The organism is Emticicia sp., from assembly GCF_049241225.1.
Classification (GTDB): domain Bacteria; phylum Bacteroidota; class Bacteroidia; order Cytophagales; family Spirosomataceae; genus Emticicia.
Genome location: NZ_JBMLRC010000189.1, coordinates 16017 through 30765 on the forward strand (window position 1 = coordinate 16017; position 14749 = coordinate 30765).

Genomic DNA, 14749 nt, shown 5'->3' on the forward strand with positions numbered 1-14749 from the left:
GGCGATTAGTCTTCGTATCCACTTTTTATTACCGTCGAAATCATTTTGAATTGTTCGTTGGCATTAAAAATATGCGAAGCATGAGCGGGAATAATAATACCTTCGCCTTTGGCAAGCCTAAAGACCTTCCCGTTGATGGTCACTTCGGCTTTTCCATCAATAATCTGAACATAATTATCGAAAGGTGAAATTTTCTCAGCCAATTCTTCGCCCGCATCAAAAGATGAGGCCGTGATATTGCCAGTTATTTTGCGAATAATGGTTTTACTTACCACTGCATTGGGCAAATATTCAATGATTTCAACTATTATGTGTGCTTTTGATTTTTCTAACTCGGTAGTTGGCTCCATCCTATTTTCAATTAATTTTTGTTTATTGTAAAGGTGAGAATATAAAAATCATAAAGCTTACATAATTGTATTTATTTATTGCAAAATTCACACATTTAGCACATTTGAGTATTTTCCGTACAGTTGCTGAAAAGTTCTTTTTTTAATGAAGTTTAATTTCAAAAAGTTGTGCGAGACTCCCACCCCCGATATTTTCATAGAAATATCACTGCTCGAAGTTTTCAGTTTAACAACATAAAGGTAGCATCGAATTAGCTTTCTATTGTCTATCAAGTAAGAATTGTGCTTCATCCGGGTGTTCTGGCTTCACCATAAATTCAAAAAATGTTTTTATAGAATTTGAGTTTTCATTTTTCAACCCTATCTTAGTTCGTTAATCTTATGCTGTATGATAAATATAAAAATTGATAAAAAAGAATCTGACCAACTTTTAGTCGAGTTTGAAGACCTCAGTTTGAATCGGTTGATTAGTCAAATTCCACAACGCCGATTTAGTCGCTCTCGAAAAGGTTGGTTAGTCCCCAACACTCGTCAGCATGTTTCGCTGATTGGTCAGATATTTGGCAAAGAAAATTGTCTATTTGCCAAAGAGATTATTTTGCAATATCGACCCAATATCACTACTAAGGAAATCGAAAAATACTTTGTGAGAATCCGAAAACCTTGGATCAATACACCCACTTATCGTGAAGAAAATGCTCATCCTGTCATAATTTCCTTACAAAAACACATGCAGCTGCGAAATTACAGCTACAAAACTATCGGTAATTACCGCAGCCAACTCATTAAAATGATTCATTATTTTGCTCCAAAGCAACTTAGTGAAGTTTCTCAGTCGGAGTTTGAAACTTATCTCTATTATTTGGTTACAAAGCGAAATCTGAGTGGGGCATCGCTCAATGTGGTCATCAATGCATTTAAATATTACCGAGAAAATATTTTGGGGTTTTCAAAAACGAGTTACTTTGAAATACCCCGAATCATCAAAGCAAAGATTCTACCTCAGGTACTTAGTCCCCAGGAAATACTGTTAATATTAGAAAGCACCAAGAGTTTAAAATACAAGGCTATATTTAGCTTAATTTATTCCACTGGAATTCGACTGAGCGAAGCATCACACTTAAAAATAGCCCATATTAATAAATTTGATAAAACAATTTTTATCAAAAATGGTAAAGGAAAAAAAGACCGCTATGTAATTTTATCAGACAATATATTGGATCTGCTGAGAACTTATTACATAGAATACAGACCAAAAGTATATCTCTTTGAAGATGAATATGACTGTGAAGCAATCAGCGAACGAAGCATTCAAAAGGTGTTTGTGAGTGTAATCAAGCAATGCAAGATAAACAAACCAGTAAGTATTCATTCACTTCGGCATAGTTTTGCCACCCATTTACTCGAATCCGGGACAGATATTAGATATATTCAGGAGCTTTTGGGACATTCAGATATCAAGACCACCATGCGGTATACGCACGTCAGTAGTCAGGCTTTGAAGCAAGTAACGAGCCCGTTTGACCAATTACGTCGCTAAAAGCTGCTCAACAGATTGAGAAATACTAACACTCTGTAACCCAGATAAGCATAAGTATTTTGTTCCCCCCTCCCATCGGCTGAAGGCTGGGGACGGTCGGCCACTGCCGTGAGTTCAAAAGGTCTATTTTGCCTAAAAATGTTGGTGTATTAACCTCACCCTTCCTCTCTTTTTTTGAGAGGGAGGGATACGATAACTGAATTTTATATAAGCCTAGTTTCTAGTGTACTAAATGAATTGTTCTTGGAGTGTATTCTTGCACGTAGCCTAATTGGATCAATTTATAGCCCTAGCATTGATATCATTTAAATTGTATTATCATCAGGAAGGGTATCCATTTTACTGTTAAAAGCATTCAACAGATATTTCTGGAATTAGAACCAATAGAAAATTTTGAGAGAAATTTCCACCCACAAAATATAAAATTTATTGGTCAAGTTTTTGTTTGAAATGAGCTCGTTTATTTCTCCAACTGTTTAAGTCTTTTTATCATGATGTCATATTCTGTGAACGCTTCGGGAAAAGCCTGATGAATAAGTCCTTTCATGGCCCCTCCTACCATTGGGTCTTTTAAGTTTTGTTCAAATGATAAACTCTGATTGTAGAATTTTGCAAACAAACCATTTTGCATATTAATCATGATTTGGTTTTTGAGTGTTTTGTTGGTGGCCAGTAAATCATTGCATATTTCGTTAAAAACTAAGTCGCTGGCCAATTTTAGTTTGGCAATTTCTTCTACTGCTTCTTCGTTTTCAAACCTGATGGCAGGTGCAGTGGGTGGAATTGACTTACTCTCAATAGTTGGACTTATTTCAGTACGAACCATTTTTTGTAAGTACTTCACCATATCGTTTACTTTTCCACGTTTAAATTGCGAAAGAGCGTACCCCACTCCTACTTCTATTTGTTCGTACGGAATTTCTTTAAACCAACTCTCTACAATTTCTACCGAAACAAAATCTTTTACTTTGGCATAAATCTTATTAAACTTTGGGTGTACACTGTCCGTTGTTTGTTTTTTAGATTTCGGCTCTTTTTTAGAGTTTTTGTTGTTTCGGTAAATCAAGAAAATTATCGAAACAATTTTTCTACTCGATTTTTCTTCTTCAATTTCAAACCTAATATCGGTTTCAGATTCCAAATCCTTTTGGGCTTTCAGTATGATCTTATTTTTAAAATGCCCGTAGAGTTGATATTCCCCTTCTTCAATGCCCAGTACTTTTTTCAATTCATCAATACTAAACTTACGCTTGGCATAACCTTGTTTCGACTCATCAATCATGCCTTCATACTGTTTTAGCAGTTCATAAATTCTGATTGAATACACACTCGTAAGTTTCAAAATATTTCTTACATCATACGTCAAATATTTTTCTTTCAAATCAAGCAAGTGGCGTCTGAGCTCGGGGTCGAATTTCAGTATAATATCTGTTCCTTCATTTTCATCAACAAAACTTTCCGTCGAACTAATCAGATTCGCCTTTATTCGTTTTTTGCGTCCTTCTTCATCAATCCTTTCAATCTCAACCTGTTTGGTTAAAAGTTTTTCAGCTCCTTCTTTGATAGATTTGTAGATAGAGCCGTTATCGTATAAGCCAAAATCATGAATTATTTCTGTAGAATTGATGCGGTATTGAGCAAAATCCTGGTCTTCTGGACGTATCAGCGTGAGCATTTTTACAAAAACTCTCATTTCCCAAATGTCAAATTTATAGCGAGCTTCTACCAGCTTATTTGATTTTCTGATAAGTTTTATTTGGTTTGCTACATTTTCAGAAAGTTTTGTTTTTCGCATTTTCGTCTGTGTTAGAGTATCATTCACAAAGTTAATAAATATCACTCAAAAAAACATAAGTGATACTATGATTTTATACTTATTTTATTATCCGATATATCGGTGATAGTTGACGACATATTGGTGATAGTTAGTTGGAATTTTGCCGCTCTTTTATTTGGAAAAACCTCGAATCTTGATACAAAAACCAGATAATATACCAATTAAAATCAAAACGACATTTTGGTGATAGTTAACGACAAATTGGTGATAGTTAGCGAGTATTCTTTATAGAGAAATTGTCAGAACGACATAATAGTGATACTTAGCGACATTTTGGTGATAGTTAGAACGACATATTAGTGATACTTAACGATATTTTAGTGATACTTAGCGACATTTTGGTGATAGTTAACCCCATAAAGTATTGATAATAAGATACTTACACTACCAGAAAATACATAAAATACATTAAAATAAAAGAAACAAACAGTTGTTGATTAGATACTAAAATGATTAGTATTAATTTTAGAAATGAATGTTCGACTCACAAAGCAAATATTATTTGGATACAGTTTGCGTTGTCGATAACCCTATGTGTAAGAAGTTCTGTTTTTTATAGAAGAAATAACACTCAAAAATCATAAGTGCAAAATTTGCACTTATGATTTTTTATTTAAAAATAAACTGTAGTGCAATTACTTTTTTGCCTTGCTTTTTTTCTTTGAAGTCGAAACTTGTGTCGTGTATTGCTAATTCTTTTTGGGCCTGTTGTATGATGTATCGTTTGAAATCAAAGTAACGTTCATACTCGCTCTCTCCTATTCTTAAAATTTTTCGTAGTTGCTCTATCGAAATCATGATTGTACCATTCTGTTTTGGTAGTTTTCGGAATAGTTCGTAAAGGCACTGCGAATAATAGCTTTTAAAAAGAATCAGTTTTTCAAGACTATAGATGCTAAACTGATTTTTTAGTTTTAGTAAATACTGGTGCAAATTTGCATCGATTCGAAGTTTAATCTGCCCTTTGCCTTTCATATATTTAGCACTACTTAGCAGCGAAACCTGTAAAAACCCATCGGTTTCGGTTATCCTACAAACGTGCTTAATCAGATTTATCGTTGCTTTTTGTAATTCTACAAATGCCGATTCTCCCTTTAAGCCACTGGCTGCAATTATTTGGCGTGCATCAAGTATTATTTCGGGTACTACTTTCATCCCTCCTACTTCAAGCAAATTATTACTGATTTGTTCGATAATGGCAATAAAAATTCGGCGTTCAAAAAGCGACATTTCGTATTGTGCCATTATTAAATCATTTAATTGCTCAATTACATCAGCCGAAATTTCATTCTCAACAATGGGAGCCGCAGCCATTGGTTGAGAAAATAATTGTTGTTGATACCCTTGATTTATAGCAAAGCTTGTCATAAAATTTTGATTTATTTTTTTTACACCAAATTTCTCGTTTTTAGATTGTAAAACCAATTTTATCGAATAGAATTTTAAGTACTATTTTTTGTAGATGGCTTTTGAAAGAAAGAGAAATACGTACTTCGTTCTCGTCGGTTTTTTTGAAATTTTATAACGAGAACGAGCCTTGCTTTTCGTATTCTTTAAGATTTTCATTTCTTGAAAAATATTAGATATTTTTTTATCCAATGATTGTTTTAAAAGATAAATATTTATATTTTTGAGAAAAAATTTACCACAAATATCATGATTTCGTCCGAACTCGTTATTAAGTTTTTAAATATGAAACCTGCACTCAATCGTACTCAGATTGAGAAGGAGGCAGGAATTCCATCAAGGATTCTATATAAAGTTGTTGATGGATTGGCTAAACTCAACGAAACTCACCTGAGCAAGCTAGAGCCAGTTTTGCGTCAGTATGGCTATTCGGATGAATTATTTTCAAAAGCCAAAGTTATTTCGATTGTTAACCACAAAGGTGGAGTAGGGAAGACCACCTCGACGATAAATCTCGGAAAAGCCCTGAACTTACTGGGCAATCGAGTATTGATGATTGACATGGATTCACAGGGAAATCTTTCGCAGTGTTTTGGAATTCACTCGCCCGAGATGCAGGTCATTGATTCGCTATTAAGCAAAGAGCCACTGCCAATAATTCAGATTGAAGAAAACCTCATGATTTCGCCTTCGGATATTCGGATGGCTTATCGCGAATTAGAGTTGGTCAATTCGATAGGAGCAGAGAAACGCCTACACAACAAAATAAGTCCTATTTTGAGCGATTTTGATTACGTGCTTATCGACTGCCCACCATCGCTTAATATTCTCACTACGGCCGCTTTGGTAGCTTCGCATGAGTGCATCGTACCGATGCAGCCGGAGGCATCGGCGTACTATGGTGTAGAAAACCTTTTCAACCGCATCATGGAGATTCGTGAACACAGCAATTTCTCGCTCACAATCAAAGGCATTTTGTTTACCATGATTCATAAAAATCAAAGTGTGCACCGTGGCATGATTGAGCATATCAAAGAAACCTACGGACATTTTAATATTTTTAAAACCCAAATTGAGAGTTCGACTGTTATCAAGCAGTCGCAGGTAGCAAAACAAGATTTATTCAGCTATTCACCGAAATCACTTTCGGCCGAACAATACATGAACGTTGCCAAAGAAGTAATGACTTTGGCTTAAAATAAACCCACCTATGGCAAAGAATTTTATGGCCGGAATGAAAAAGACTTTGGTTGATTTACAGCCTTCGACTTTTTCCGAAACCGAAAAAATAAAAAAACAAATTGTAATACTTGAGTCGCTCAAACAGTTTATTCCACCACTTACGGCCGAAGAATACAAACAGCTTGAAAATAACATTCTGAAACACGGCTGCAAAGACCCGCTGACGGTTTGGGAAACAACCGAACAAAAAGCAGGAATAGGGGAGCGTGACGAACCCATTTATATCTTGATTGACGGACACAATCGATACAAAATCTGTACTCAATTTGGTGTTGATTTTAAGATTGGTCTGCTCGACTTTGAAGATTTGGATGCCGTAAAAGACTACATGATTGATTTTCAGTTGGGTAGAAGAAACCTGAATCCAGAGCAGATTTCGTATTTCAGAGGACTGCGTTATAATCGAGAAAAAACAGGCAAAGGCAAGTACGATAGGGAAGGGGGAGAAAAAGGAGATATTGCCGAAAAATTAGCGGCGGAACATGCGGTTAGTCCACGGACGATAAAGAATGATGGTGATTTTGCCAAGGGTGTAGAGAAGCTTCCCACAAATTTGAAAAGTGAGTTGCTGTCTGGAAAGATTGATTTGAGTAAAGAAGAAATTCAGCGTTTGGGAAAAATGGAAGTGAATACCGAAGAATTGAATTCGGTTGATGATGTAAAAAATGCTGTGAGTAGGGGAGAGGAAAAGGCTCCGGCTAAGAGTAATCAGAAGCTGATAAAATCCCTCAAAAAAGATGTAGTTGATTTTGCCAAAACAATCTCAACCAAAAAAGATTGTGAACAATTAATGGGTAAAATATCAAGTCTTAAAAAGCTGTTAGATTCATAAGTGCAAAATTTGCACTTATGATTTTTTTGATGATTTTCGTTGTCTCTAACTCGACAAATCGTGTGTTTTTAAATGCGAACTATAATTCTTATTTGCTTGATTTTGTAGTTTTTTTTATTAAATTTACAGCAAAATAAGAATTATAGTTCTGTTATGAAATTTGGAAAATTGATAGAAGAGCGTCGTAAGTATTTACAAATTAGGCAAGAAGACTTGGCCGAACTTTGCGGAATTTCGACAAAATCTATTCAAAAAATAGAAAATGATAGGGCGAATCCAACCTTGAATACCCTACAAAAAATATTAGATGTTTTGGGTATGGAAATGACGGTTGTGATAAAAAAACTGAACAATGAAAGCGGAAGTTTACTATAATCAAATTTTGGCAGGATACTTGGAAAAATCTGATAGTAGGTATTCATTTGAGTACACCACAAACTATTTGAATTCAGCATTGCCAGCGATTAGTTTTTCGTTTCCGAAGCACGCCAAAGTTTTCGAATCGTCTTCTCTTTTTCCGTTTTTTAGTGGATTGCTCTCAGAAGGAATTAATAAAGAAATTCAGTGTAAGGCTTTTCAGATAGATGAAAAAGATGAGTTTACACGTTTGCTAAAAACAGCTCAGAATGATACAATAGGGGCGATTACGGTGAAAGAAATATGAGCAAATGTTTATCGACATATAAGCCAATCAAATCACTCGGTTTTTCGGCGAAAGCCCTCAAACATTTATTTGATGGAAGACGGGTTTCGCCATTCCTCGATTTTGAAGCACCAGAATTTATCTACAACAACGATTTTGAGAATAATATCCGACAAATTTCTATCTCGGGAGTACAAGTAAAATATTCTTTACAGCTTGAAGAAAATACCCTGAAACTCACCCAAGTAGGAGGGAGGTATATTCTAAAACCAATTCCTGTTGGAAGATTTCAGAACTTAGCTTCTGCACCCGAAAATGAGCATCTAACGATGCAAATCGCTTCACAGATTTTTGGCATTGAAACCGCTCCAAACACACTTATTTATTTTAAAAATTCTGAACCAGCGTATCTGGTCAAAAGATTTGATGTACAAGCAGATGGGACTAAATGGCTGCAAGAAGATTTTAGTCAAATCAAACAAGTAAGTCGGCAGATTAATGGGGAGAATTATAAATACGAAGGAAGCTACGAAGAAATAGCAATATTGATTAAAAAATATTGTGCGGCATGGACAGTTGAGATTGAGCGTTTTTTTAAGTTGGTGCTGTTTAATTATTTGTTTTCCAACGGCGATGCTCATTTGAAAAATTTCTCATTGATTCAGACAAAGTTTGGCGATTTCAGACTTTCACCAGCCTATGACTTACTGTGTACGTATCTACATACACCGAATGAACCCGCCATGGCTTTGGATTTATTTGCCAATGATTATTATACCGATGCTTATAATTCATTAGGGTATTTTAGCTACCCAGATTTCTTGGAGTTCGGCACAAAAATTGGCATTCAAACAAAAAGACTTGAACGCATCATCGATGATTTTACGAAGAAAACTGATGCTGTAAAGTTGATGATTACAGAGTCATTTTTAGATGCAGAGATGAAGAAAATGTATTTCAATCAATATCAGAATAGATTAAGTGCGTGTTTATATAAAGTTTGATTTAAATTTATAATTTAACATAAGATAAATTATAAAACATTGCATATGCTACTAAAATGACTTGACATATGTTTTGTAAATTTATGACCCAAAGCTGTTTATATAGAAATAACAAAATATAAATCATACCCTACGATTTAAGAACCTCATAAATGACTTTTGAATAAATGATTGCGGATTCGTTGAATTCAATGATGCAAAAAAAACTAAAAAATACATGAAATTCTTTTTAAAAGCCGAATCGGGTGATGATATACAAACAAAGAGGAATTTATCAATTAAAAGAGAATAATTTGAGCGAATGAAAATCAGAAAAATTGCCTGTTTTTTGTAATTTTATACTCTCAATAGTTCTCTTTTTTTACAAATTTTTAACCAAAACGTTTATTCTCTTAATTTACTATGAATCAAACTAAAATGTATGCTTATTTTCTTGTATTGCTCCTCACAATACCTTGTTTTGCTCAAAATCCTCTTAATTTTGGGAGTAAGATAAGAACTGCAGATCCATCGGCTCATGTGTGGAAAGATGGAAAAATGTATATTTATGCTTCACATGACCAAGAATGTCAAGAAGATTTTTGGATGAAAGATTGGCATGTTTTTTCGTCGGCCGATTTAATTCAATGGACAGACCATGGTGCTTGCTTGTCGGTTAAGGATATCTCATGGGCTGATAATTATGCCTGGGCTCCCGATTGTGCTTACAAGAATGGAAAATACTATTTCTGTTTTCCTGCTGGGAATGGGCATAAAGACCGGGTTAATCCTGAGAAAAGTACAAAATGGATGGGCATAGGCATTGCAGTGAGCGACTCTCCTACCGGGCCATTTGTTGACCACATTGGGGCCCCTCTATGGACAAAACCTTACTCGAACGATCCTTGCTTATTTGTTGATACAGACAATAAAGTATACCTGTATGTTCACGGACAAGGGGCAGACTACTCAGTAATTGAGTTAAACGATGATATGAAGTCAGTAAAAGGAGAATTTACTAAAATGGATATGGGTGGATACGAACCAAAAATGGAAGGTCCGTGGGTTTTTAAAAGAAATGATAAATATTACTTTACCATGCCCGAGAATAATAAAACCCTAACCTATTACATGGCAGATTCGCCGAAAGGGCCATGGAAGTACAAAGGAGAAATAATGAAGGAAGAAAATGGTAATAATCATCATTCGATTGTGCAATTTAACGGACAATGGGTTTTGTTTTATCACCGATGGATTAACACAGGTGATGCCTGTGAAAACCGAAAAAAACAACGCCATATTTGTGCTGAGTATGTTTATTTTAATGAAGATGGAACTATCCAACCTGTTGTGAGAACAGATGAAGGTCTAACAAAAAAGCCTTGAAGATAGATTTATCGTTTTTGGCTATTAGAATCTTCAATAAAAGCTTAACTATGCTTAAAGTAACAGTTTGAATTAATTTTGTGCTGTTTATAAACTATCCCACACAGTTATAATCTAAAATTCGGAATACCGTTTTTTTTGCATAATTACATTTGAACTACATAAGTAGTCCACAGTCAATAGTCGACAAGTCCACAGAAAGTTAATGGGCTTATAAACAGCCTCTTAGCTATTTATAGAATTGTCGATTATATAAATCTTATTACTTAAATGCGATTTTAATAATATTTCAAGGCAAAAATTAGTGATTTTGCCTTGAAATTTAACTCAAAAAGCTCATACACAAAAGGCAAAGGGGAATGATTTGAACCAAAATTGCCTAGTTTTGAGGTTTATTATAAAATCGAAAAATAAAAGAAACTAATAAGATAGAGAACTCATTACACTGTAAACTAAGTTCGTATAAGTTTTGCTTTAGTTCCCTCCCCATCGGGGAGGACGGTCGGCCGCTGTCGTTAGGGAGGGTCAAAACAGACTGATTATCAATTACTTAACCCCACTCTTTCTTTCCTTCCCCGATGAGGAGGGAGGGATACGAAAAAAATGTTGTACTTACTTAAATTACAGTGTACTCATTAGTTTTGCCAAAAAGATAATCAATAAATTAAGATTCTATTTTAAGCATTTTTTATTTTTAGAATCCACATAATTATTTCCATGATAAATTTTTAAGGATAGCCCCCCAAAGCAGTTTACGCATAAATTTTGTTATTTATGATGTATTCCTTCCAACAATAATAACAATATGAAACATCCCTAATTTTGAGATAAAACTGCTCCTTGGGTGCTAAATATTGGGAGAAAGGTCGATTTTCTAACAAATAAGTTCCGTATGAACGACCAATTTCGCAATACTGGTCGTCGTTCATACGGAACTCAAAATTTGATAAAAGTGCTATTTTCTACCAAGCAGCGGCCGCCAATATTTGGTAGGGTCTTTCCAAAGTTTGGGATTACTCATGTTTGAGTATTAGTTTTTAGATACTGATTCTATTCTGAACCAATCGAAATCAGCATAACCCGAATCGTTGATTTGGGTTGTTCGGGTGCAGAAAATTCCTATCTTAGCTCCAATCCATACACCAACTTCGGCAGAGAATTCATCGGGTGCTTGAATAAAATTTGTGCCATCCAAACTATAGCTAAATAGGCACTTACCACCACTTACTACACTTACTCGTAAATAAATAGGCTTGTTTTTGTCTATTTTTGCGAGTATTTTTTCGTCTTCCTGGGTTTTATCCAAAGCTTTTTTACAACTACCATATACCAAAGAAACCTCGCCATTTAGACTTGATTTTAGGGCAATATTTGCATAACTTTTTCCCATGATAAGTAAACCAACTTTTTCGTTTTCGAGCTTTGGATTCGGAGAAAACTGAACTTTGGTTGTAGCCGTGAAGGTATCTGAAGGAAATTTTTGCAATAAAAGATTCGGGACATCCCAAAGATTTTTAGCGTCTTCGGGTATTTTGTGTGAAAAAAGTCTTAAAAATCCCTGGTTGCTCGTGGTATGCCAAGTTCCTCTCGGGTTTGCGTGCCACTGCCATTGTAAGCCCAAGGCTTGTGAACTAAATTCGTCGGAATCAACTGGAGTTTCGATAGGATAAGTTTTTCCAACATTTGGTTTTTTATAAGTTAATACTGGTTCTCCGATACCATCTCTATCTTCATCTGCTCCTATGACTGGCCAATTATTCACCCATTTCATTGGCTGTAAGTGAGTTACTCTCCCATAAACTCCTTTATCTTGAAAATGAACGAACCAGTCCTCTCCTGTTATGGTATTTACCCATGCACCTTGATGTGGGCCATTAATACTCGATTTTCCTTGTGCCATCACAATTTTTCGCTCGTAAGGGCCATAGATGCTTTTTGAACGAAGTACGACCTGCCAACCCGTTGAAACCCCACCAGCCGGTGCAAAAATATAGTAATAACCATTCCTTTTATGAATTTTGGGGCCTTCTATGGTTGGGTCAAGTTCGTGTCCATCATATACCATCGTACCTTCATCAAGAATGGCGGTTCCATCTGGGGTCATTTTTTTGATAGTAAGAATACTTTTAATTCCTGCCCTGCTACCTGCCCAAGCATGTGCTAAATATGCCTGGCCATCTTCATCCCAAAACGGACAAGGGTCTATTAGCCCTTTGCCAGCTTCAACTAATTTTGGTTCAGACCAAGGCCCTGTGGGTTTTGCTGCTTTTATTACGTAGATTCCAAAATCTGGGTCGGGGTAATAAATATAAAACTCGTTTTTGTGAAATCTGATGGCTGGTGCCCATACGCCATTGCCGTGCTGTGGCTTTGAAAAATGTTCGATAGGCAGTTGTCGATGAAGAGCGTAACCTATGATTTTCCAATTAACCAAGTCTTTTGAGTGTAAAATTGGTAAGCCTGGTGAAGAATTAAAACTAGATGCAGTTAGGTAGTAATCGCTTCCTACTCTACAAACATCCGGATCAGAATAATCAGCATTGATAATAGGATTTTGGTATGTTCCGTCCCCTCTGTCCGACACCCATACTTTCGACACAAATGTATTTTGGGCATTTACGGTAATTGATAAAAAGGTAAGTAGGATACAAATAGAAAAATTAAATCTGGAGTTAAACATATTTGGAACGAATTTTTGAAGGATTTTAAGGATTAAAATTAATTTGTTTTAAAGTAGGAATCCTGAGTTTTAGATAGAAATATTTTTACCCGTATTTCGAATGAAATAAAAATATAGTGTATATTTTTTTACAGAACAAAAAGCCACCTTCAAGGTAATGAGAAGGTGGCTCGAACTTGTACTTTGGTGGCTAAATTATTGATAACCAGCATTCTGCTTAAATTCTGCTTTATTGGTTACGGCATCTAATTGAGTCTGAGGAATTGGGCGTAAAACATGGTGACTTTGTAAATTAACGGCGTTGTCGGGTGCGTAAGCTTTAATTCGCTCTATTAATTTTCCGGTCCGTTTCAAATCGAACCAACGTAGCTGTTCACCTGCCAATTCTCTGGCTCTTTCATCAAGTAAGAAATCGAGTGTGATATTGGCTGGTAAAACTTGCATAGCAGCTACTTTACCAGTTTTTGCAGCACGAGTACGTAAAACATTAACATAATCTGCCGCTGATTTAGTGTCTCCCAATTTCATTTGTGCTTCTGCTGCAATTAGATACACTTCCGCTAGTCTGATTACGAATACATCTCTGGCACTTTGAGCTTCGTTTAGGCTCGGTCGTGTCGGATCCATAAATTTAGATAGTGTCGGATACCTAAGATTATCTTTCACAGTACCATTTGGGTTATAAATTTTGCTATTATCATAAACTTGGTATTTTCTAGTTTTTTCAAAAGCATCATTGATTTCTCTACGCGTACAAACAACGGCTGTGTCGCCGAGAGCCATACCAGATGGTCGAGTGGTGGAGTTGGCAAACCAAGTTTCCATAAATGAACCCTCATATCGGGCATCATTTTCACTATATAAATTTAGCAAAAACTGAGTAGGCATGTAGCGATTAAATGGACGCCCGTTTGCGATATCACGTATCATACCTGGGCGGTCATCATATTTCATCAAAAATAGTAGATGTCCGTTGTTACTACCTCTGTTATGGCCATAAGGGTTTGAAGCACTGGCCAAATCATTGACTAATAAATTAGTAGAATAATCAACGGCATAAATTACCTCTTTGTTTCTTTGGTTGCTCATATTCCATAAGTCGGCAAATTTTGCTTCTAATCGATAGGTATTTGACTTTATTACCGCATCTGCCATTTCTAGTGCTTCCTTATTCATTCCTCTGGTGAGATACATTCGAGCCAAGAAGGCTTGTGCAGCCCCTTTGGTAGCACGGCCATATTGGGCTTGAGAAACTGGAAGATTAGCAACAGCAATTTTTAAATCCTCGAATATTTGTTTATAGAATGTTTCGATAGGAGTGCGGTTGGCATCAGCAACGATGCCATTGGTTTCTTGAGTTGTAAAATGAACATCACCCCAGGTTTCTACAATATGCCAATAGTAAAATGCACGTAGAAAACGTAATTCTCCTTCACGGATTAACTTTACATTCGGAGCAAGCCCAGCTTTATCAATACGATTAATACCGCCATTGCAAAGATTTATAGCTGCATATAATTCACGCCACTCGTTGGTTAAGGCAGCATTGCTACTTTGAAGATTGAGGTATTGAGTAAGGTCACGGTAGACTTCCCCCGAACCACTCGTCCAGATATCCGTACCAGTTTCGGCAATATTATACCCTTCTTCTTTTCCATACCACCATCGTTGATAAGAGTAAGCGGCATTAACGAGGGTCTCGAAGCCTGCTGGTGTGGTAAAAGCAGTTTCGGCAGTCAAACCACTTGGGTTATATTCTTCTAAAACATTATCACAAGATGAAAGAGCCAAAACAACTGTGGCTATCAAACAGGTTTTTTTGAATCTATTAATTATCATTTTTTTATGC

The 14749-nt window shown here is 35.8% G+C and carries 12 protein-coding genes; 7 read left to right on the plus strand and 5 right to left on the minus strand.

All coding sequences use genetic code 11. The features are described from left to right. Window positions 1-5: 5 nt before the first annotated feature. A complete protein-coding gene (locus tag ACOVO2_RS10570; RefSeq protein WP_421769935.1) occupies window positions 6-350 on the minus strand; it encodes a cupin domain-containing protein in 345 nt (114 codons plus the stop codon). A 388-nt stretch (window positions 351-738) separates the two neighbouring features. On the opposite strand from ACOVO2_RS10570, the gene ACOVO2_RS10575 reads away from it, so the two are divergent. Further along, entirely contained in the window at window positions 739-1890 is a 1152-nt protein-coding gene (locus ACOVO2_RS10575; protein ID WP_421769936.1) for a tyrosine-type recombinase/integrase, read from the plus strand. A 460-nt stretch (window positions 1891-2350) separates the two neighbouring features. On the opposite strand, the gene ACOVO2_RS10580 is transcribed toward ACOVO2_RS10575, so the two are convergent. Together ACOVO2_RS10580 and ACOVO2_RS10585 are read right to left on the minus strand one after the other, a co-directional pair. Further along, the gene (locus ACOVO2_RS10580; protein WP_421769937.1) at window positions 2351-3685 is read right to left on the minus strand and encodes a replication initiation protein; all 1335 of its coding nucleotides are present in this window, start codon (window positions 3683-3685) and stop codon (window positions 2351-2353) included. Window positions 3686-4336: 651 nt separating this feature from the next. Beyond that, a complete protein-coding gene (locus tag ACOVO2_RS10585) occupies window positions 4337-5095 on the minus strand; it encodes a replication initiation protein (protein ID WP_421769938.1) in 759 nt (252 codons plus the stop codon). Between the two features lie 324 nt (window positions 5096-5419). Here ACOVO2_RS10585 and ACOVO2_RS10590 point away from each other — a divergent pair, with 324 nt between their 5' ends. The 6 genes from ACOVO2_RS10590 to ACOVO2_RS10615 all read left to right on the plus strand — a co-directional run bounded on the left by ACOVO2_RS10590 (window position 5420) and on the right by ACOVO2_RS10615 (window position 10220). Beyond that, window positions 5420-6331 (plus strand): ParA family protein, encoded by a 912-nt coding sequence (locus ACOVO2_RS10590; RefSeq protein ID WP_229250896.1) that lies wholly within the window; start codon window positions 5420-5422, stop codon window positions 6329-6331. A gap of 13 nt (window positions 6332-6344) precedes the next feature. Further along, a complete protein-coding gene (locus ACOVO2_RS10595) occupies window positions 6345-7208 on the plus strand; it encodes a hypothetical protein (RefSeq protein ID WP_421769939.1) in 864 nt (287 codons plus the stop codon). 153 nt (window positions 7209-7361) lie between these two features. After that, on the plus strand, window positions 7362-7583 hold the full coding sequence (locus ACOVO2_RS10600) for a helix-turn-helix domain-containing protein (protein ID WP_421769940.1): 222 nt from the start codon (window positions 7362-7364) through the stop codon (window positions 7581-7583). Next, window positions 7561-7872, plus strand: coding sequence for a HipA N-terminal domain-containing protein (locus ACOVO2_RS10605; RefSeq protein ID WP_421769941.1), 312 nt, complete (start codon window positions 7561-7563; stop codon window positions 7870-7872). The genes ACOVO2_RS10600 and ACOVO2_RS10605 overlap by 23 nt, the downstream gene beginning before the upstream one ends. Further along, entirely contained in the window at window positions 7869-8855 is a 987-nt protein-coding gene (locus tag ACOVO2_RS10610; RefSeq protein ID WP_421769942.1) for a HipA domain-containing protein, read from the plus strand. The genes ACOVO2_RS10605 and ACOVO2_RS10610 overlap by 4 nt, the downstream gene beginning before the upstream one ends. A 402-nt stretch (window positions 8856-9257) precedes the next feature. Continuing rightward, window positions 9258-10220 (plus strand): family 43 glycosylhydrolase, encoded by a 963-nt coding sequence (locus ACOVO2_RS10615; RefSeq protein WP_421769943.1) that lies wholly within the window; start codon window positions 9258-9260, stop codon window positions 10218-10220. A 1030-nt stretch (window positions 10221-11250) separates the two neighbouring features. On the opposite strand, the gene ACOVO2_RS10620 is transcribed toward ACOVO2_RS10615, so the two are convergent. After that, window positions 11251-12900 carry a glycoside hydrolase 43 family protein gene (locus ACOVO2_RS10620; protein WP_421769944.1) on the minus strand — a complete coding sequence of 550 codons (1650 nt, stop codon included), beginning with the start codon at window positions 12898-12900 and terminating at the stop codon, window positions 11251-11253. A gap of 195 nt (window positions 12901-13095) precedes the next feature. After that, window positions 13096-14739, minus strand: coding sequence for a RagB/SusD family nutrient uptake outer membrane protein (locus ACOVO2_RS10625; RefSeq protein WP_421769945.1), 1644 nt, complete (start codon window positions 14737-14739; stop codon window positions 13096-13098). Between the last annotated feature and the right edge of the window lie 10 nt (window positions 14740-14749).